The organism is Candidatus Tumulicola sp. (assembly GCA_036490475.1).
Taxonomy (GTDB): domain Bacteria; phylum Vulcanimicrobiota; class Vulcanimicrobiia; order Vulcanimicrobiales; family Vulcanimicrobiaceae; genus Tumulicola.
The window spans coordinates 726,742-746,062 of record DASXDT010000005.1 but is presented as its reverse complement, the minus strand read 5'-3'; the positions used below and the strand labels follow the sequence as shown (position 1 = coordinate 746,062).

Annotated in this window: 20 protein-coding genes; 8 read left to right on the top strand and 12 right to left on the bottom strand. The window is 63.4% G+C overall.

Annotation, left to right across the window (positions count from 1 at the left end; genetic code table 11):
* Positions 1-23 precede the first annotated feature (23 nt).
* The 5 genes from VGF98_07145 to VGF98_07125 are packed head-to-tail and all read left to right on the top strand — an operon-like array spanning position 24 to position 5,409.
* Positions 24-2,303 (top strand): bifunctional YncE family protein/alkaline phosphatase family protein, encoded by a 2,280-nt coding sequence (locus VGF98_07145; GenBank protein HEY1681392.1) that lies wholly within the window; start codon positions 24-26, stop codon positions 2,301-2,303.
* 60 nt (positions 2,304-2,363) lie between these two features.
* Positions 2,364-3,200 (top strand): hypothetical protein, encoded by an 837-nt coding sequence (locus VGF98_07140; protein HEY1681391.1) that lies wholly within the window; start codon positions 2,364-2,366, stop codon positions 3,198-3,200.
* On the top strand, positions 3,201-3,926 hold the full coding sequence (locus VGF98_07135) for a metallophosphoesterase family protein (protein HEY1681390.1): 726 nt from the start codon (positions 3,201-3,203) through the stop codon (positions 3,924-3,926).
* Positions 3,911-4,651 carry an ABC transporter ATP-binding protein gene (locus VGF98_07130; GenBank protein HEY1681389.1) on the top strand — a complete coding sequence of 247 codons (741 nt, stop codon included), beginning with the start codon at positions 3,911-3,913 and terminating at the stop codon, positions 4,649-4,651. The genes VGF98_07135 and VGF98_07130 overlap by 16 nt, the downstream gene beginning before the upstream one ends.
* On the top strand, positions 4,648-5,409 hold the full coding sequence (locus VGF98_07125; GenBank protein ID HEY1681388.1) for an ABC transporter permease: 762 nt from the start codon (positions 4,648-4,650) through the stop codon (positions 5,407-5,409). The genes VGF98_07130 and VGF98_07125 overlap by 4 nt, the downstream gene beginning before the upstream one ends.
* Positions 5,410-5,413: 4 nt before the next feature.
* Here the strand turns inward: VGF98_07125 and VGF98_07120 are convergent, their stop codons facing one another.
* Positions 5,414-6,247 (bottom strand): MBL fold metallo-hydrolase, encoded by an 834-nt coding sequence (locus VGF98_07120; protein ID HEY1681387.1) that lies wholly within the window; start codon positions 6,245-6,247, stop codon positions 5,414-5,416.
* 85 nt (positions 6,248-6,332) lie between these two features.
* Here VGF98_07120 and trxB point away from each other — a divergent pair, with 85 nt between their 5' ends.
* From trxB to VGF98_07105, 3 genes are all read left to right on the top strand, one after another.
* A complete protein-coding gene (gene trxB, locus VGF98_07115; GenBank protein ID HEY1681386.1) occupies positions 6,333-7,271 on the top strand; it encodes a thioredoxin-disulfide reductase in 939 nt (312 codons plus the stop codon).
* Between the two features lie 64 nt (positions 7,272-7,335).
* Positions 7,336-7,827 (top strand): hypothetical protein, encoded by a 492-nt coding sequence (locus VGF98_07110; GenBank protein ID HEY1681385.1) that lies wholly within the window; start codon positions 7,336-7,338, stop codon positions 7,825-7,827.
* Positions 7,824-9,251: a serine hydrolase domain-containing protein gene (locus VGF98_07105; protein HEY1681384.1), complete on the top strand. Its 1,428-nt coding sequence runs from the start codon at positions 7,824-7,826 to the stop codon at positions 9,249-9,251. Before VGF98_07110 ends, VGF98_07105 begins: the two co-directional genes overlap by 4 nt.
* On the opposite strand, the gene VGF98_07100 is transcribed toward VGF98_07105, so the two are convergent.
* Genes VGF98_07100 through queD form a run of 11 tightly spaced genes read right to left on the bottom strand, consistent with a single transcriptional unit; the run spans position 9,229 to position 19,319 of the window.
* Positions 9,229-9,798 carry a DUF1990 domain-containing protein gene (locus VGF98_07100; GenBank protein ID HEY1681383.1) on the bottom strand — a complete coding sequence of 190 codons (570 nt, stop codon included), beginning with the start codon at positions 9,796-9,798 and terminating at the stop codon, positions 9,229-9,231. The two genes, VGF98_07105 and VGF98_07100, sit on opposite strands and share 23 nt — an antisense overlap.
* Before the next feature lie 34 nt (positions 9,799-9,832).
* On the bottom strand, positions 9,833-10,678 hold the full coding sequence (locus VGF98_07095) for a TIGR01777 family oxidoreductase (GenBank protein HEY1681382.1): 846 nt from the start codon (positions 10,676-10,678) through the stop codon (positions 9,833-9,835).
* Positions 10,675-11,988 (bottom strand): Xaa-Pro aminopeptidase, encoded by a 1,314-nt coding sequence (pepP, locus tag VGF98_07090; protein HEY1681381.1) that lies wholly within the window; start codon positions 11,986-11,988, stop codon positions 10,675-10,677. Before pepP ends, VGF98_07095 begins: the two co-directional genes overlap by 4 nt.
* An 11-nt stretch (positions 11,989-11,999) precedes the next feature.
* On the bottom strand, positions 12,000-13,061 hold the full coding sequence (locus tag VGF98_07085) for a DUF2600 family protein (protein HEY1681380.1): 1,062 nt from the start codon (positions 13,059-13,061) through the stop codon (positions 12,000-12,002).
* Between the two features lie 6 nt (positions 13,062-13,067).
* On the bottom strand, positions 13,068-14,285 hold the full coding sequence (locus tag VGF98_07080) for an FAD-binding oxidoreductase (protein ID HEY1681379.1): 1,218 nt from the start codon (positions 14,283-14,285) through the stop codon (positions 13,068-13,070).
* Positions 14,282-15,694, bottom strand: coding sequence for an FAD-linked oxidase C-terminal domain-containing protein (locus tag VGF98_07075; protein HEY1681378.1), 1,413 nt, complete (start codon positions 15,692-15,694; stop codon positions 14,282-14,284). The genes VGF98_07080 and VGF98_07075 overlap by 4 nt, the downstream gene beginning before the upstream one ends.
* Positions 15,687-16,913 carry a DUF1343 domain-containing protein gene (locus tag VGF98_07070; GenBank protein ID HEY1681377.1) on the bottom strand — a complete coding sequence of 409 codons (1,227 nt, stop codon included), beginning with the start codon at positions 16,911-16,913 and terminating at the stop codon, positions 15,687-15,689. The genes VGF98_07075 and VGF98_07070 overlap by 8 nt, the downstream gene beginning before the upstream one ends.
* 1 nt (position 16,914) lies before the next feature.
* Entirely contained in the window at positions 16,915-17,745 is an 831-nt protein-coding gene (locus tag VGF98_07065) for a 1,4-dihydroxy-6-naphthoate synthase (GenBank protein ID HEY1681376.1), read from the bottom strand.
* Positions 17,742-18,353, bottom strand: coding sequence for a hypothetical protein (locus VGF98_07060; GenBank protein HEY1681375.1), 612 nt, complete (start codon positions 18,351-18,353; stop codon positions 17,742-17,744). Before VGF98_07060 ends, VGF98_07065 begins: the two co-directional genes overlap by 4 nt.
* Positions 18,354-18,361: 8 nt before the next feature.
* Positions 18,362-18,979, bottom strand: coding sequence for a 7-carboxy-7-deazaguanine synthase QueE (locus VGF98_07055; protein ID HEY1681374.1), 618 nt, complete (start codon positions 18,977-18,979; stop codon positions 18,362-18,364).
* Positions 18,945-19,319 carry a 6-carboxytetrahydropterin synthase QueD gene (queD, locus tag VGF98_07050; GenBank protein ID HEY1681373.1) on the bottom strand — a complete coding sequence of 125 codons (375 nt, stop codon included), beginning with the start codon at positions 19,317-19,319 and terminating at the stop codon, positions 18,945-18,947. The genes VGF98_07055 and queD overlap by 35 nt, the downstream gene beginning before the upstream one ends.
* Between the last annotated feature and the right edge of the window lie 2 nt (positions 19,320-19,321).

Below are 19,321 nucleotides of genomic sequence, written 5' to 3'. Positions count from 1 at the left end.
GCCGCCCGTAAGCCTCCCGTTCCGTGATTGGTCGATCGATGGCGGCGGCGATTTTGGCCGCCGTTTTCCTGGGCGCCGCCCCGGCGCACCCGCTTATTCAGTACTCCGCTCCGGCCGGCAATCGTCCGGCCGGTACGGACTCGTTACATCGCACGCAAGGCATTCTGCCGAACGGACGGATCGTGGCTCCGGCCGGCACGTCCATTCCGGTCGGGACGGACCCGGCGACGATCGCTTTGACGCCCAATGGGCGGTTCGCGATCATCACCAACAGCGACGATCGTTTCGGTGGTACTCAGGCGCAAGCGGCTCCGTTGGTGGCCGGCGCGTCTCTGGCGGTGGTCGACACCACCTCGATGCGGCTAGCGAGCGTCTATCAAGATCCAGGCATGTCGTTTTCGGGTGGGGTAGCGGCGTTGAACGATCCGGCCCAGCCGGGACGAACGATCGTGCTCGCTTCCGACGGTCCGCACGGAGCGATCCTGGTATTCGATCTCGGGGCGGACGGGACGCTCACGCCCGAAGGGCGGCCGATCGCATTGGGAGACGCGCCGCCGGCCTTCCCTGCCGGTATCGCGCTCTCGCCCGACGGTCGCACGGCCTACGTAGCCGATCAGCGCGGCGACGCCGTCTTCGCCATCGACATCGCCCGGCGCGCCTTCGCATCGAAGGGCCCCGCCGGTTACGCTCCCGCATACATCGCGGCCGCCCGCGGACGCGTTATCGTCACCTCGGGCGGCGCCGGAGCATTCCGTCCCGTAGCGTCCCCGGCGCCGGCGCCCCCGTTCGGTGCACCGCCGTTCGATGCAGACCGTTCGATGGTTTCCTCGGTCTTTGAACCCGGGCCCGACGGCCTGCCCGGCAACGTGCCTTATCGCGTTCGAATGGATCAGGAGCCCGACGGCTCCCAGGTGGTTGGAGGCGACGCTCCGGGTGCGGTTGCGGTATCGCGCGACGGCTCCACCGGATACGTCGCGCTCTCCAATGTCGACCGGGTTGCCGTGCTCAACCTCACCGGCCAACCGCGCGTGGTGCGCGGACTGGATTTGCGTTTGTTTCCAAATGCTCCGTACGGCGCATTACCGAGTGCCTTGGCGTTAAGCCGCGACGGAAAACGATTGTTCGTCGCATTAGCCGGCCTCGATTCGGTGGCGGTGTTAGATGCGCGCAGCCCCGCGCGATATCGCTACGGACTCGTGCCGACGGGCTGGTTTCCGACGGCGCTGGCAGTCTCGCCGAGCGGACGTTATCTGTATGTTGTCGCCGGCAAAGGTGTCGACGGATGGGGCGTGCTTTCTCGCATCGACCTCAAGCACACGTCCTTGATCAAGGCGACCATGAACACGCTGCGCTACACGCGCGTCGCCGGCATCGCGCGCTTCAACCCGGTCGTTCCGCCGTTGCGTTCGGGACACCGTAGCGAGGTCGTGCAACATATCGTCTATGTCGGCATCGATCCGCAGACGTTCGACGCTGCGTTTGGGGACGGTGCGAACCCCAACGCCGAACCGAATTTGCGCGCCCTGGCCGCTGCGTATGCATCGGCAGACAACTTTTATGCCGCCGACCGCGATCGCGGTGTCGCCCGCGCGTTTTCGTATTCAGCAGCCGCGACGTTAGCTACCGAACTCGCCGCTCCGATTGGATGGACGCACGTCCCGCCTGGAGCGGGAGCGGACGATCCGGCGGGTTACGCTCGCTTCGGCGGTCTGTTCGACGCGTTGTCGCGCGCGGGATTGACGTATCGCGATTACGGGGCGTGGCTAGCGCAGTCGGGTTTCGACGGCGCGGCCTATCATCTCGACGTTCCGGCGCCGGTGGGACTCGCCGCCAACGCCGACCTCACGTATTCGGCGGCCGCCGATCCCGAAAAGCGTGCCGATGAATTTGCTCGCGACATGCAACGCTACGTCGATGCCGGTCAGGTGCCGGCCTTCACCTACGTGCGTTTAACTGGGGCGCCTCACGCATCTCCAGCGGCCGACGACCGCGCCCTAGGCCGGGTGGTGCAATATCTGTCCACGACGGCGGTGTGGAGTTCCACAGCGGTGTTCGTCGTACCCGAGGGCGTCGACGGAAGCGCCGATCGCGTCAATCCGCTGCATAGTCTTTGTGTGGTTGTCTCGCCGGCCGCCAAGCGTGCGTACGTCGGGCACGCCAATTTGTCGGTGGCGAGCGTCCTAAAGACCGAGGAAGAAATGCTCGGCCTCGATCCGCTCGGTTTGAACGATCTCCTTGCGACCGATATGGCCGACTTCTTTGCCGCCGCGCCCGATCCGCAGCCATACACAGCGATTCCGTAAGGGCGAGTCGCGTCAAAGCCGCAAGGCTGAGGCGTACTCAAGCCGGAACCTGTACGCAGTATGACCACTGAACGTGCGGCGCATTTCGGCCCGCGACTGGTAGTGTCGCCGGCCGGCACGCTGCGCGCCGCCCTGCTGGTGCGCCCCAACGAGACGATGGAGCGTGGTAAGCCGTTGCAGGGCGAGCCGAATGCGATCTACTCGCGCGCCGTCGAGCAGCATAAGGTGCTGTGCGATATGCTGCGATACTTCGGCGTCGATGTCGTGACGCTTGAAGCGCAGAGCGCCGATGCATACGAGGTTTCGGCAGTCGATGCGGCGGTGACGTTCGCAGACGGGGCTATGATCGCGCGGCCGAGCGCGATGAACCGCCGCGCCGAAGCCGATCGCATTCAAGCCGAGTTCGCGCGGATCGACATTCCGTTGGCGGGCCACATCGTCGCTCCCGGATTGCTCGACGGCAGCGACGTCGTGATGGCCGGAACCACGGCCTTCGTCGGCCGCGGACGGCGCGGAAACGAGTTGGGCCGCAACGGATTCTCGGCAGTTGCTCGCGCGCACGGCTATCGCGTGGTCGACGTACCACTGGGCGATACGGCTCCGGCTCTGTCCTCGATCGTAGGCGTGATCGCGAACGATCGCCTCGCGGTCGCGGCGGATCTCATCGATCGCTCCGTTTTCGACGGCTTCAAAGTCGTCGAACTCGAGCGCGGCGAGGAACTAGGGGCGGGCGTTCTCTGTCTGGGAGACGGACGCGTCATTTCGGACATCCGTTTTCGAACCTCGTTGCGCGCGCTGCGTAAAGCCGGCGCTACCGTTGAATCGCTCGATCTGTACGAATTTTATAAGCTCGGCATCACGCCGTCGATGCTGGCTTTAGCGCTCAAGCGCGACTAAATGCGAATAGCGATCATCTCGGATATCCACGGGAATCTCGTCGGTCTCGATGCGTGTTTGGCCGACTTGCTGGCACAGGGCGGCGCCGACGCGATCGTGGCCGCCGGAGACCTTTGCCTCGACGGTCCGAAGCCGAAGAAAGTGTTGCAGCGGCTTGCCGAGGTCGGCGCACGCTGTATTCGCGGCAACACCGATCGCTACATCGCAGGCGACGACGAAGAGGGCACTCCCATCGAGGATTCGCAGGTTGCGTGGACGCGCGGCGAGTTGGGCGAAAAATGGCTGACGTGGTTGCGCGAGTTGCCGTTTGCTTTGCGAATCGGCGACGAAGGTAACGAACTATTGATCGTGCATGCGAATCCGAAAACCGACGACGAGCACTTGTGGCCGGATGCCGACGAGGCGACGCTCGAGCGGCTGATCGGCGACGAACCGGCGACGGCAATTGCGTTCGGACACTTGCACGTTCCGTACGTTCGCATGTGGCGCGGAAAACTGCTGATCAACGTGGCATCGGCCGGGTTGCCGAAGGACGGGGATTCGCGCGCGTGTTATGCGATCGTCACCGAACGCAATGGCGGCTGGCAAGTCAAACATCGCAGGGTGGCGTTCGACGTGAAGAAAGTTGCAACCCAATTGGCCGATTGCGGGATTCCGGGAAGCGATGAACTTATCGCGACGCTGCGCCGCCATCGGTACAAACGGCTAAAATCGCAAATTCCATAAACCCTACGCCGTTAGCCATAAAAGTTGATGGCCTCGTAAAACGCTACGGCGACTTCGTCGCGGTCGACGGCGTTTCGCTGAGCGTCGGCGCGGGTGAGTTTTACGGTTTCTTGGGCCCGAACGGTGCCGGCAAGACGACCACGATCAACGCAATCGTCGGCTTGGCGCAGAAGAGCGCCGGTTCGATTTCGATCATGGGTTACGACAATCAGACGCAGTGGCGCGAAGCGCGCCGGCTGATCGGCGTTTCACCGCAAGAGTTCAACTTCGACCGTTATCTTTCGATCCGCGACGTGCTGATTTACGCTGCGGGGTATTTCGGCTTGCGTGGCAGCGAGGTCGCCGATCGCGCCGACGAACTGCTCGAACGTTTCGGCATCGCCTCGAAGTCGAAAGTCGAGTTCACGAAACTCTCGGGCGGCCAAAAGCGTCGCTTGTCGCTCGCGCGCGCGCTGATCCATCGTCCCGAGGTGTTGATTCTCGACGAACCGACCGCCGGGGTCGACGTGGAACTGCGAATCGAACTGTGGGATTGGTTGCGGCAGCTCAATTCCGAGGGGATGACGATTTTCCTCACGACGCATTACCTGGAAGAGGCCGAAGCGCTGTGCAAGCGGATTGCGATCATCCGTGCCGGGCGCATCGTCGTCGAGAAACCGACCGCCGAGTTGATCGCCGGTAGAGATTCCTTGCAAGACGTCTTCCTGGAACTTGTGCGAGCGTGAGCGGCGTCGCGTTATGGACCCTGACCCGTCGCGAGATGGTGCGCAGCCTCAAGGTAATCAATCAAGTCATCTGGCCTCCGATCATCACGACGCTGCTGTACGTGTTCGTTTTCGGTGTGGCACTGGGCCACAGTTTGCCGAGCATGCAGAACGTCAGCTACGCACAGTTCTTGATTCCCGGATTGATCATGCTCCAAGTGATCGACTCGTCGTACGGCGAGTGCTCGAGTTCGCTCTTTCAGGGGCGATTCATGAATTCGATCCAGGAGTTGCTGGTGGCGCCGATGTCCGCCATCGAGATCGTCGGTGGTTTCATTCTCGGCAGCCTGGTTCGCTCGCTGTTGATCGCCGGGTTGATCACGGTGCTGGGTGTGGTGCTGGTGCACGCGGTCCCGCAAGATTGGCTTTCGTACTTTGTGGTAATCTGCGTCGTTTCGGTGCTCTTTTCGGCGCTCGGGTTGATCTTCGGTCTGTACGCGGAAAAATTCGATCACATCGCGGTCCTCACGACCTTCGTCATCACGCCGTTGACGTTCGTCGGCGGAGTCTTTACCGATACGTCGCTGTTGCCGGGCTATCTGCAGAAGCTGGAACTGATCAACCCAGTGTTTTACACGATCGACGCGTTCCGGCGCACGTACACCGGCCGGAGTTTCTTGCCACCGGAGCTGTCGATCGCTGCGATCGTGGTCTTGGCCGTTGCCGCCGTCCTCATCATCTGGCGTATGATGGCGACCGGCTACAAGCTGCGCACCTAACCGCCTAGAAGAACGGGTTGTGCGCCCGTTCGAGCGCGAGGGTAGTCGGCGGTCCGTGGCCGGGCATGACGACCGTTTCATCCGGTAAGGTAAATAGCTTCGTACGCACGCCGTCGAGCAGATCCGCATACGTGCTCGTGTCGCCGAACGCGCCGCCGACGCTGCCCGCGAACAGCGTGTCGCCGCTGAAGACCGTCGACTGGAAGAGATAGCACGACGAACCGTCGGTGTGCCCCGGCGTATGCAGCATGCGAATCTGCGTGCCGTCCTCGCCGAACGGCAACGACTCGCCATCGCGAACGCGCAGTGCTTTGGGCGCCAGCGAACCGATAGCCGCGACGTCGAGTTCGTGCATGACGATACGCGCGTCGGGAAAGGCTTTCGCAATATCGGCCGTCGCGTCGCAGTGATCGGCATGCTTGTGCGTCACGAGAATGTACTGCAGATGATAGTCGCCGTCGCGTAATACGCGCAGTAAGTTGGCGGGAACACCGGCCGGATCGACCAGCGCCGCACGGCGTCCGCCGTCGAGAAAAAAGACATAGCCGTTGCTGGGATGCGGATGTTGCGCGTGATGGCGTACGTCGTCGACCGAGATGCGTGGCGGCGCCCACGCGCCGGCCGCACGTTCGACCAGCTTGCCGGGGTCGAGCTTCAGGATCCTAGCGAGCGCGCCGGCCTCATCGGCCGAAGCGGTGCCGTCGTCGGCGAGCCAACGCTCGATGGCGCGGGCATCGATGCCGGTCGCGGCCGCCAAGCGGGGCGTCTGGACGGCGTTGCCGCGCATCGCTTTGCGCAGGACGTCGCCAAAGGTGTCCTCGAGAATCGAAGCGTCCATGCGGCCTCGTTCGCGTATGGCGGGGCGCTTCCCGGATGCCCGGCGGCAACCGGAGGCACTTACCGAGCGGTCGAAGCATCCGGATATGGAACGCGTCGCGATTATTGGCTCTGGACCCGCGGGACTCACCGCTGCAGTGTATGCGGCGCGAGCGAATTTGGCGCCGCTGGTGCTGGCCGGCGGATTGTACGGCGGACAACTCATGCTGACCACCGAGGTCGAGAATTATCCGGGCTTCGTGGACGGCATCATGGGGCCGGATCTGATGATACGGATGCGCGAGCAAGCCGAACGGTTCGGCGCGCGCGTCGAAAATGTCGATGTCACCGCGGTCGACTTCGCGGCAAAGCCGTTTCGGCTTACGACGAGCGAAGCGGAGTACCGTGCCGAGACCGTCATCGTGGCGACCGGCGCGAGCGCGCGTTGGTTGAACATTCCGGGCGAAGAGAAATTGCGCGGCCGCGGCGTCTCGACGTGCGCGACGTGCGACGGCGCATTTTTTCGCGACAAACATATCGTGGTCGTCGGCGGCGGCGACTCCGCGATGGAAGAAGCGCTCTTTCTCACGCGCTTCGGGCGGCGCGTTACCGTGATCCACCGGCGCTCCGGGTTGCGCGCAAGTAAGATCATGTCGGCGCGCGCGACGTCGCATGAAAAGATCGATTTTATCTGGGACACCGTGGTGGAAGAAGCGATCGGCGAGACGCATCTGCGCGCGCTCAAGCTGCGCAACATCGTGGACGGCAACGTCTACGACTTCGACGCCGACGCACTGTTTATCGCGATCGGCCACACGCCGAACACGGGCATTTTTCGCGGACAGCTGGATCTGGACGAAGCCGGCTATATCGTTTCCCCCGACGGCGTTTCGACCAATATCGAGGGCGTGTTCGTGGCGGGCGACGTTAACGATTTGCGCTACAAACAAGCGATCACCGCCGCCGGCGCCGGCTGCCGCGCGGCGATGGACGCCGAGAAGTTCCTGGAAGCGATGGAGTTCTCGATCACACCAACCGCCGTGTAGTGGCCGGCAGGTTCGGGCTTTCCAGACCGCGCAGAAAAGCGGGCTACTTTTACGGAGGAACTTTATGCGCGTATTTACCGCCGCCGTCACGATTGCGGCGCTCGGCATCGCTTTACTCGGACGCACGGTCGCGTCGCCAACACCGACACCCGTGCCCGGAGGCGCGAACCAGGCCGCCGGTACGTCCGGGCCGATCACCGGCCAGCTATTCAACGGTAAACTTCGCCTTAGCAAGATGTCGCTGACGCCGAAGACCGACCTCGGCGACAATTTTCTCGTCTTTTCGACCATAGTCGCAAACGGCACCAAAAAAGATCGCGAGGTCTTACTGCAAGCCCATCTTGCAGATGCCGACGGCGTCACGCTCAATCAGTCGCCCGGCGACCCGAATGGAGGCCCATGTGCTCTGGCGCCCGGCGCCGCGTGCCGCAACTCGTTTAGCTTCAAGATCACCGATCCGCAGTTCAAACCGGTCAAAGTGCTGGTCGAGGAACTTGGTAACGGACCGCAGCCTGTGTTTCGCGTGATTCTGGTTCCCCCGTCCTCGCAAGGGTGAACGTAGCGAGAGCGTCCGCCGTCATCGCTCTGGCGGGCGCTCTCTTCGCTTTTTCGGCGCCGGTCCTAGCCGTCGAATCGACGCTGCCATCAGCCGGACGAATCACCTCCGATATCACGAGCGTGATGCAGCGCTATAACATACCGGGGGCTACGGTTGTAATCACGCGCGACGGCCACGTTATCTATACGCATGCGTTCGGCTCGAGCGATCTTGCGACCGGAGCCCTGTCTCAAGATGACACCCACTACGAAATCGGCTCCATCACCAAGCAATTGACGGCCGCTGCGATCCTCCAACTGCACGAAGCCGGCAAGATCGATATCGATGCGAAAGTCGCCGTCTACGTTCCCAGCGCCCCGCACGCAAACGAAATCACGGTTCGCCAATTGCTCACGCAAACGAGCGGGCTTCCGGACTACCTCGATGTCACGGGCGTAGACTCGAGCAAGCCGGCCACCTACGACCAACTTATGGCGAGTATCGCGGGCAAGCCGTTGCAATTCCCGCCGGGTAGCGCGTGGCGTTATAGCAATACGAACTACATCATTTTGGGCCGCATTATCGAGAACGTATCGAAGGAACGATACGAGGCCTACATCAAACGTCACATTCTCGAGCCGCTCGGAATGACGAATACGTTTACGATCGGCGACGAATCGTCTATTCCGCGGATGGCGTTCGGCTATCAGCTCGTCGACGGACATCTGTCTCCAGTGCGCGGCGCCATCAGTCAGTCGTACGCATGGTCTGCCGGCGATCTCGTTTCGACGGTAGGCGATGTGGAGAAGTGGAGCAGCGCGTTGCAGAACGGACGCGTCATTTCGCCACAAGACTATGCCCTCATGATCACCTCGCAACCGACGACGCAAGGCGAATCCGGATACGGCTTCGGGTTATTCATCGACTCGGTCGACGATCAACCACGAATCGGACACACCGGTGGCGACCCTGGCTTTACCGCGGCCAACGAGTATTTTCCCAAACAGAACGTTCGCATCGTTGCACTGACGAACGATGGAAACGCAAACGGTCATCCCGAAGCCGGCGAGATTTTGACGAACGTTGCATTCGAAGCTATTCACCCCGAGATCGCGGCGGCGGCGCTTCGGCCGGCGCCCGGCGAGGATACGGCGGTGACCGCCGGCGTCGCAAGATTATTTACGAGCATGCAGTCGGGTCGTGAAGCCTATTCGACCTTAGCGCCTCATTTGGCCGAACGGTTCAAGAACCAGTTCGCGGCGCTGTTTGCATCCGAATTCGCTCCCTACGGCGCGCCGACCGCATTCGTCTTTCGAGGCAAGCGAGGAGAAGCGGGAAAGCGATGGTTCGACTACGTCGTTCATTTCGGACCCGGCGTTACGCTAAAATTCGCCGTAAGTTTCGACCAAGCGGGAAAAATCACGGGTTTATCGTTCGGCTAACGTCGCGCATTTGCGCGAACGAATCTTGCACGAACCGGCGCTGCATGGCTCGGCCGAACGGATATGCGAGCCAAACCAGCGGGTGCCGCGGACGCGACACCGCTTCGATGCAGTACGAAACGATTTGCGTGGTCGGGTCGAGATCGATGACGAACCGCTCTTGGCCATCCTCCACATGTGTGGCCGTCGTTTCGTAGAGAAACCCGGATCGGTTTGCGGTATCGACGGTTTCCAGGATTCGGCATACATTGAGCGACCATAGACCGGCCGTGTGCGCCTCGACCCCGATGACTTGCCCGTCGGCGATGGCTGCGGTCGGATCGACGACCGTGACCCATCCCATGTCGAACTGACGCCACCTCAGAAATGCTTCGCGCGCTACAGCGAGGACACGCGCGCCTCGACCGATTTCGACGCATGAACGGTCGTGCACGAAGCCTGCAGGCAACGTTCCGATACGTCCTTTTCCGAGCGTCAGGAGCCGCGGACTCGTGCCGCGCGCAAGGCTTTCCCTAAAAAGGATCCGTCGCCGTTCGCTCTCGCTCATTCGCGTCCGGCGGAACACGCGCTTCGAGCCGGCCTTATCCGAGGAGGTTTTGCAACGCCGGCGCCAGTTCCGGAAAACGGAACTGGTAATGCAACTCGTCGACGGTACGTTGCGGAAGCACTTTTTGTCCGGTCGTTACGATCGACGAACCATCGCCGAGCATGGCCTTGAGCATGAACTCGGGCACGGGAAGAAACGCCGGGCGCTTGAGTACCTTGCCCAGATCCTTCGTGAGCTCGGCATTGGTCACGGGATTCGGCGCGGTGGCATTGTACACGCCGTCGCCGCGCTCGATTGCCGCGAGATAGATGCCGACGACGTCGGCGATGTGAATCCACGATACCCATTGCTTTCCCGAACCCACCGGGCCGCCAGCACCCAAGCGAAACGGCGGGAGCATCGTCGCGAGCGCTCCGCCTTCGATGCCGAGCGCTACGCCGGTGCGCAACGCGACGGCGCGCATTCCGAAATCCCGCGCACGAAACGTCTGGCGTTCCCAGCCGACACACACATTTGCCAAAAAGTCGTCGCCGTGCGGCGAGGTCTCGGTAAACGTTGCGGTTTCACTCGCGCCGTAGTAACCGATTGCCGATGCGGAAATGTACGCCGACGGTCGCGCAGCCTGCGCTCCCAGCGCGTCGAGAAACTGACCGGGAAGCTCGATCCGGCTATACGAGATCGCGTGCTGGGCTTCGGGCGTCCAGCGTTGTGCGACCGGTTCGCCGGAAAGGTTGACCACGACGTCGCATCCCGCCACGGTTTGCGCTGCAACCTGCGGATCGCGCAGCAAAGCGGCTACGATGTCGTCTCCGCGCGCAGCCAACGCCACACAAAGATGTTTGCCGACGAAGCCGGTCGAGCCCAAGACGCCGATCTTCATGCCGGGACGCTGCCGGTACCGACGAGTGCTTCGATTTCTTCGGGAGCCTTTGGAATTGCGGCCGTTAAATTTTCGTAGCCGCCGGGCGTCACCAGAATGTCGTCTTCGATACGGATGCCGATACCGCGAAAACGCTCGGGCGCATCGCTGTCGCGACGGACATACAACCCCGGCTCGACGGTGGTGATCATACCCGGCTGCAAGCGAAGCGGCGTGTCGTCGGGCTCGCGATACGGTCCGGCGTCGTGTACGTCTAATCCCATCCAATGCCCGGTCCCGTGCATGTAATATTCGCGATAGGCATCGGACGCGATGTTTTCGTCGACCGATCCCTTCAGCAAGCCGACGTCGATCAAGCCTTCGACGATCGTACGCACCGTCGTATCGTGAAACTCGTTGCGCTGGACGCCGGGCCGGACCCGATCGATGGCGGCTTCTTGTGCGGCCAGCACGATGTCGTACAGCGCGCGTTGTTCGGGTGTAAAGCGTCCGTTGACGGGCCACGTTCGCGTGACGTCGGTAGCGTAGCAGTTAAGTTCGCAGCCGGAATCGACGAGCAGCAGTTGCCCTGATTCGAGCCGGTCGCGATTGTTGACGTAGTGCAGCACGGTGGCGTTATCGCCGGTCGCGACGATCGATTCGTATGCGATGCTCTCCGCGCCGAGCCGCCGGTACTCGCTTTCGATCGCCGCCTGTACGGTGTATTCGTACGCTCCGGCCCGCGTGGAGCGCATGCCCGCCGCGTGTCCGGCATGCGTGATCGCGCAGGCGCGGCGTAGCACTTCGATTTCGTCGGGGGTTTTACGCAGGCGCATGAGGTGCAGCGTGGCGGACGGTTCGGCAACGACGTAGGGCGAACGGCCGCCGCGCCGCGTTTTCTCGCGAGCGGTTTCGAGCGCGTTGCGGACGATCCGATCGACCGGGCCGTGGGCACCGAACGCATAATGCATCGTCGTCGCCCCGATCAATAAATCGGGCAAACGTTGCTCCAGCTCGTCGATCGGATAGGCCTCGTCGACCAGCAGCGTTTCGCGGGCGCGCTCGACGCCCAAGCGGCCGCCGGTCCATACTTCCTGGTCACGATCGCGCCGCTGCATAAAGAGAATGCTGCGCGCTTTGTCGCGCTCGGGTGCCAACACCAACACGGCGTCGGGCTCGTTGAAACCGGTCAAGTAATAGAAATCGGAATCTTGCCGGAACGCGTAGCTCGAATCGGCGTTTCGCAACACCGTTCTTGCGGAGGGGACGATCGCGACGCCGCCGGTTAGTGTGGCGAGCGCATCGTTCCGGCGTGAAGCATAGGGCTGCATCGTGCTCCCTCCTAGATCAAGCCCAGGAGCACCTGCGCCTCCGAATCGAGCCCCTGCGCATACACCTTGGGGTGCGTCAAATAGAAAAGCGCCATGATTCGCATGGTGAAGCGATGCGGCGCCGGCCGTACGAGCCGATCGATCCCACGGCGAGCGAGCGCCCCCAGTACTGCGACGCGCCGGTCGCGTTCTTCGGGCGGACGCAGGGCGGCAAAATTCAAGTCGTTACCGGCGCGATCTTCGGCCTGGTCGATATACGAATCGAGAAACACGTGCAAGGCTGCGATCGCTGGAAAATATGCGTCGTACGTTGCGTCGAGCGCATCCGCGCCGTCTGCAAGTAGCTCGAACAACGGTGCGTAAACTTGCAGCTGCGATCCGGCGGCGCAAGCGAATTCGTCCCAGGTGAGCGCCTCGAAGCGTGCGTCGAAGCGCAGCTCGAACCAGGCTTTGCAAGCTGCTTCACGCTCGTCCGGCCGAAAGTGCGCGAACGTCTGCATTTCGCCGTATAACAGCGCGGCTTCACGAAAGTTCGGTAGCAGCCGTTCGTATCCGTCGACGGCGGCGAGCCGCGCGCGAACGCGGTCGACCAGCCAGCGCAGATATCCGGAATCGTCGCCACCCGGCCCGGCGGCGTAATAATCGCCGGGCGATGCGGACGGGTCGAGCGCGTCGGCAATAGCACCGTGCAGCACCGGGTACGCCGCCGCCGGGACGTTTGGATGGCGGTCGCACAAGTTGTCGAGGTAATCGTAGATCGATTCGAGCGGCACGACGATGTCGACGTACCGCGCTGCTTGCGCCGAGGGTAAGAACGCTGCGAGCACGCCGGCGCCCGCCGCGTGATACGACTTGGCTCGAATACTGTCGAGCGCTTGGCGGCGCAGGTGTACGTCGGCGATCGTCTCCGCCCGGGCCCGGATCGTCCGCAGTTCGCGCGACGCGCGCGGGACGATCGCCAGCAGAAACTTTGACAGCGCAGCGACGTCGGGCACGCCGCCGGCGAGAAGATACGCGAGGCGGCGCGGGCTGCCGACGACGTGCCGCACCGCCCACGCGATTTCGCTACGCAACCGGTCTCAAATTCCGCCGACGAAGCGTCCGGGATTCAAAACGTTGTTTGGATCGAAGCGGTGTTTGAGCGCGCGCATGGTTGCGATTGCGCCCGGTTCGCGTCCCCACAGTTGCAGCGTGTCGCGGTCCGGGTGTTCGCAGGCGATGACGATCGCGTTCGGGAGCGCCCGGTGCAACGCGTCGTCGAAATCGTTCATACAGGCTGCGAGTCGCCGCACGTCGAGCTCGCTGACGCGCAGGATCGTGTCGCCGTTCATGAGGTCGACGATTCGCTCGTGGCGCAGCTCGAAACGGCGCGCGCATTCGGCGGCCGCTTCGGCGGTTGCGATCGCCTCGCTCGGCAACGAGCCGATACGATACGAGATCGAACGTTGTCCGAGGGCGGACACATAGGCATCGACGATGCGTTCCAGCGCCGCGGGCGCACGGTTATCGAGCACGTGGGCCGCGGGAACACCACCCCGGCCGAGCGCCGAGCGTAACTCGAGGCCGGCGCGATCGACGAGCGCAGTGCTGCCCTCGAGAAAGATTGCGAGTCGTCCGTCGTCGCCGGTGGGCCGATCGTCGGCCGCCGAAAAGCCGTCGAACCAAAACGCGGCCGCCGGGACGACGCGCAGATCGCGCAACTGTGCGATGGTGGGTTCGAGCGATCCATCGGGAAGCGCGGCGAAGAACGCACGCGTGCGCTCGGGCAGCGCCAACGTTTTGAGGTTGGCACGCACCAGCACGGATAGCGTTCCGAACGAACCGACGTACAAGCGGCTCAGATCGTATCCGGCGACGTTCTTAACGACCATGCCGCCCGCACGGGCGACGGTTCCGTCGGCGAGCACGACGTGCGATCCGATCACCCAATCGCGGGGCGGTCCGTATATGTGGCGGCGCGGTCCGCGCCAACCGGCGGCCAACGTTCCGCCGACCGTTGCGTTCGTGGCAAGCGGCGCGTCGAACGGCAGCATCTGACGGCGTTCGGCGAGCGTGGTGGCAAGTTCCGACAGTCGCGTGCCGGCAAGAACCGCAACGGTTAAATCATCGGGCTCGAAGTCGATGATGCCGGCGATCGTCGTGGTCAGGATTTCGAGGTCGACCGCGGGGCGTGCGCCCATGCCGGCGAGCGTGTTGCCGCCGGTGACGCGTACCGCGCGGCCGTCGCGATCTGCGCCGCCAAGAAGACTGCTGAGCTCGGCTTCATCGACCGGCGCCGCACGTTCGCTGTCGTTCACTGCGGTGGAGGGACCATTTCGGCGCAGCGCGTTCCCGCTGGAAAAATCTTCTCCGGATTGAGCGAACGGTGCGGATCGAAGACGTCGCGCACGCGACCCATCGTCGCCAAATCTTCGGTGCTGTAGACGCGCGTCATCGCGTCGCGCTTTTCGTAGCCGATGCCGTGTTCGCCGCTGATGGTGCCGCCCAAATCGATCGCAGCCTGTAAGATCGCGTTGCCGCCTTCCACGACGGCCGCGACTTGGCGGCGGTCGCGTCGGTCGTACATCATCAGCGGATGCAGATTACCGTCGCCGGCATGAAAGACATTGCCGATCGTGAGATCGTATTCGCGCGCCGTCTCCTCGACGACGCGTAGTGCTGCCGGAAGTTTACTCCTGGGAACGCACACGTCTTGGGTGTAGTAATTGGGTGCGATCCGTCCGGTCGCACCGGCCGCACCCTTGCGTCCGGCCCATAGTGCATCGCGTTCGGCCTGCGTTCGAGCGCTGCGCCAGGATACCGCGCCGTGCTGTTTCGCGATCGCGGCGATCGCGCGTTCGCAGGCCGCGATGTCGTCGGCATAGCCGGCTTGTTCGATCAACAACACCGCTGCCGCGTCGGTCGGATAGCCGGCCTTGAACGCGGCTTCGACGGCGCCTGCAATCACGCGGTCCATCATTTCCAGCGCGGTCGGTACGATGCCGGCGGCAATGATCGATGAGACCGCTTCCGACGCCGCTTCGATATCGCCGAAAGCGGCGACCCACACACCGACCGCCTCTGGTAATCGCTGTAGCCGCACCCACGCTGAGGTGACGATGCCGAGCGTGCCTTCACTGCCGGTAAGCACCGCCGTTAGGTCGTAACCATAGTCGTCGACCGATGTGGTGGTCACTTCGCCGTCGGCGTCGACGATTTCCAAACCGAGCACGTGATTCACGGTGGTGCCGTACGACAGACAATGCGGGCCGCCGGCGTTCGTGGCGATGTTGCCGCCAATCGTCGACGTTTTTTGCGACGCGGGATCGGGCGCGTAGAACAGTCCCTCCGAGCGCACCGCGCGAGAAAGATTGAGATTGATCAATCCGGGTGCGACGCGCGCGCGCCGGTTTCGTACGTCGACCTCGAGCACACCGTTCATGCGCGCCGTCCCGATGACGACGCCGCCGGCGACCGGAACCGCGCCGCCGCACAATCCCGTTCCAGCGCCGCGCGCGACGATCGGTTGTCCGCAATCGCGTGCGATCTTGACGACGGCCGATACCTCGCGCGTCGAGGCCGGAAGCACGACCGCTGCGGGCGTGCCGCCGCCGGTATAGGCGTCGAACGAATAGACGGCAAGATCTTCCGGTTCGGTTTTGACGGCGCCCGGACCGAGCGCTTCGACGAGCCGGCGATGCAGCCCGTCGTGCACGCTATCAGGCATACAACAGATACTTCGAACGCAACGCTTGGAAGTTGCTCGTGCGCGAGTTCCATTGTGCGAGGATCGCGTCGGTGGAAAGACCGTGCCGCAATCCGAGCCGCAACGCGTCGGTTCCCCAGTCGCGGTCGAGAGCGGCCGGGTCCTTCATGACGATCGCGTTCGGCGCGATTTGCCGAATCGTTACCAACAGCGAAACCGACGTCTTGACCGGCAGAAACGCCGCCGGATCGTCGACCGACAAACGCACGCCGCTCAGCGTTCGGCCTTTCCAGAAGCCGGCGCTTGGCGACCAGCGCGCCGCCTCGAACGATACGCCGGGCAGTCGATGCGCGTTCATCGCGTCCGCGAGCGCGTTGCCGTCGAGCCCGAGCGTGCCGGCGAGAAAAAACGGAGTGTCGGTGCCGACGCCGTTGTTGATGCCGGCGTTGTCGATTAAGCCGGTGCATAACAGTACGAACGTCGTCTGCCATTGCGGCACGTTCGGAGACGTGCGAACCCAGCGCAATCCCGTGTCGGGCCACACCATCGAACGTTGCCAGCCGCGCATCGGAACCACATGGAGCTGGGCACCGATGCCAAAGCGATCGTTGAACAGGCGTGCGAGTTCGCCGACCGTCATTCCGTGACGCATGGCGATCGGGTAGAGCCCTATGAAGGACGAAAACGCCGGCTGTAATACCGGCCCTTCGACCGTCACACCGCCGACCGGATTGGGCCGGTCGAGCACCCAAAACGCGATGCCGCGCGCGCGAGCCGTCTGCATGGCGTACGCCATGGTCGAGATATACGTATACGCCCGCGAGCCGACGTCTTGAATGTCGAACAGGAGCGTGCGGATCCCGGAGAGTTCGGCGGCATCGGCATGCCGGGTTGCGCCGTACAAACTGTATACCGGCAAACCGGTTTGGGAGTCGACGTACGACGACACGGTCGCACCGGCCGGCCGGTCCCCGCGCAAGCCGTGTTCGGGCGCAAAAATCGCGCGCACGTCGAGTTGCGTGCGACGGCGCACCGCGTCGACAATGGATTCACCCTGTGATGTGACGCCGCTTTGATTGGTGATGATGCCGACGCCACCGCCCGCTAGTTCGCGCCACGCTCCGTTGAGAAAAACGTCGTCGCCCAAGGCGAACGGCACCGATTGCGCTACGAGTGCACGCGGCACGGTGGCCAGCATTGCGCCGGTCGCGGTTTGGGTGATGAAACGCCTGCGGTTCACGCTACACGAACTGCGGTTCGGCCGCGCGATCGATCAGGCCGGCGTCGTGCGCGCGCTCGAATAGTGCGTGCACCGCCTCGATGCCGAGTTTACCGATGTCGTCGCTGAACTCGTTGACGTACAGATCGATATGCGAGCGCATCACCGTTTCGTCCATTTCGGTGGCGTGCTCGCGCACGTACGGCATGATGGCAGCTTCGTTCCCCCGCGCGTACGCGAGGCTAGCGCGCACGGCTGCCGAGAGCGCTTTGGGATCGGCGACGTCGTCGCGAACGGCGATCGCGCCGAGCGGAATGGGCAGCGTGGTCGCGTCTTCCCACCATTCGCCGAGGTCGGTCACCGAGATCAAATTCGCGTCGCGATACGTGAAGCGCGATTCGTGAATGATGAGGCCGGCATCGACCTCTCCGGCCACGACCGCGTCGACGATACGGTCGAAGCGCACGACCTTGGTTTTGGGGCGGCTTCGTAGCGCGAGTTGCAGGAGCAGAAACGCGGTGGTACGTTCGCCCGGAATCGCGATCGTGCAGTCTGCAAGACCCGAAAACAGCTCGGGTACGCCGCCCGGTCGAGCGACAACCAACGGACCGCAACCGCGTCCGAGCGCCCCGCCCGATCGCAGCAGACGATATCTGCCGGTGAGAAACGGCACGGCGCCGTAGCTAACCTTGACCAACTCGTAGGCACCCCGCGCCGCGCCGGCGTTGAGTTCGTCGATGTCCAGCAATTCGGCACGCACCGGTGGCGCGTCTTCGAGCAAACCGTTGGTCAACGCGGCAAAGATATAGGTATCGTTGGGACAGGGCGAATACGCGAGGGTCAACGGTGTCATGTGGCGGCGTCCTCGTCGGCGATGTGATCGAACAGTACGGTGGCGATACGCGCGAGACCGTCAAGACCGGCCTGGAAATTCCATCCCGAGCGCTCGCGGTCGCCGGCGCGATTCGAGATGCCGCGCAGCTGTACGACGGGCACGGCAGCGCGAGCGCACGCACGCAATACGGCAAAACCTTCCATCGTTTCGACCTGTGCGCCGGCGCCGCTGAGGCGTTCTGCGGTCGCTTCGGTAGACGTGACGCGACAGACCGTCACGCCGTGAAGCGTCGCGAACCCGTGCGCCGCTATCGCAGAAACCAAGGCGCTATTAGAAACGGCCCGATCGACGATCGTAGAATGCGGCGGCAGCGCCAGCGGGCGGCCATCCTCGAGCGTCAACTCGATGCGGTCGTCGACCACGATCACGCCGTCACCGATCGCAGCGGCGCCGCCCAGCGCTCCCGCGATGCCGGCATCGACCACTAGATCGTAGTGGTTGCGTGCGAGGGCGGTCGCCACGGCACACGCTGCTTCGACCGGACCGACGCCGGATACGAGCACGTCGACGTTAGCACGAGGCGCCCACCACGACAGCTCCCGGTCCACCGCGCAGGTGAGCAACACGGAGCGAATTACGGTACCCCGATGAATTTGTGCGTCTGCAGCGACAACCGGAAGCGCTGCGGGTGCGCTTTGGCATACTCGATGGCGATCGCGACGTTTTGCGGTTTGTTGCCTTCGGGTTGCAGCAGCAAAACCGGGAGCCGCTCGAACAGCGCAACGTGCTCTTCGGGAACGCGCCGGTCGACGATCAGTTTGGCCTCGTCGGCGCGCGCCGCCATGCGCGGATCGACGCGTTCTTTCGGCGAGACACAGAGCCACACGTCGTCCGGAAGCGGCGCATAGACCGTGCCGTTGGACTCGACATGCACGCGCCTGCCATCGGCGCGCAGCGCGTCGATCAATGCCGGCGTTTCGGCTTGCGCGAACGGTTCACCGCCGGTCAGCACGATGGCGGGACGATCGGGGCTCCACGCTCTGACGTCGTCGACGATCTGCTCGATGCTGCAAAGTGCTTTCATCGAATAATCCGTGTCGCAAAAATCGCACGACAGATTGCAGCCCGCCAAACGGACGAACACGGCGGGCATGCCGGTCCACGTTCCCTCACCCTGCACGGTGTAGAAGATCTCCGACAACGCGATCACGTGCGCGTCACGACGCGCCGGCGACGTCGTCCCGGCAGACACGCGCGCATGAGTCTTGCGTTTCCCACAAGACCAACTCGTCGAGGCCTTCCAGCGTTCCGTCCAGCCGTTCCCAGGCCCATACGAGGACGCGTTCGACCGTCGGATTGTCGACGATATCGTTCAACGTCTGGTGGTCGAGCACGTCGACCACGCGCTCGCGAACCACGCGCTTGATGTCGTCGAAATCCACGACCATGCCCTGCGCCGGACCCGCATCGCGCAGCGGTCCGCGCACGGCGACTTCCAGGCGATACGAGTGTCCGTGCATGCGCGCGCAACGGCCTAAGTGGTGCGGGAGAACGTGCGCCGCTTCGAACCGAAAGCGGCGCCGGATCTGCAAGG

Coding starts and splice junctions, on each gene's coding strand:
- VGF98_07140 (HEY1681391.1), top strand. CDS start 2,364: ATGACCACTGAACGTGCGGCGCATTTCGGCCCGCGACTGGTAGTGTCG.
- VGF98_07135 (HEY1681390.1), top strand. CDS start 3,201: ATGCGAATAGCGATCATCTCGGATATCCACGGGAATCTCGTCGGTCTC.
- VGF98_07120 (HEY1681387.1), bottom strand. CDS start 6,247: ATGGACGCTTCGATTCTCGAGGACACCTTTGGCGACGTCCTGCGCAAA.
- trxB (HEY1681386.1), top strand. CDS start 6,333: ATGGAACGCGTCGCGATTATTGGCTCTGGACCCGCGGGACTCACCGCT.
- VGF98_07110 (HEY1681385.1), top strand. CDS start 7,336: ATGCGCGTATTTACCGCCGCCGTCACGATTGCGGCGCTCGGCATCGCT.
- VGF98_07100 (HEY1681383.1), bottom strand. CDS start 9,798: ATGAGCGAGAGCGAACGGCGACGGATCCTTTTTAGGGAAAGCCTTGCG.
- VGF98_07095 (HEY1681382.1), bottom strand. CDS start 10,678: ATGAAGATCGGCGTCTTGGGCTCGACCGGCTTCGTCGGCAAACATCTT.
- pepP (HEY1681381.1), bottom strand. CDS start 11,988: ATGCAGCCCTATGCTTCACGCCGGAACGATGCGCTCGCCACACTAACC.
- VGF98_07075 (HEY1681378.1), bottom strand. CDS start 15,694: ATGCCTGATAGCGTGCACGACGGGCTGCATCGCCGGCTCGTCGAAGCG.
- VGF98_07065 (HEY1681376.1), bottom strand. CDS start 17,745: ATGACACCGTTGACCCTCGCGTATTCGCCCTGTCCCAACGATACCTAT.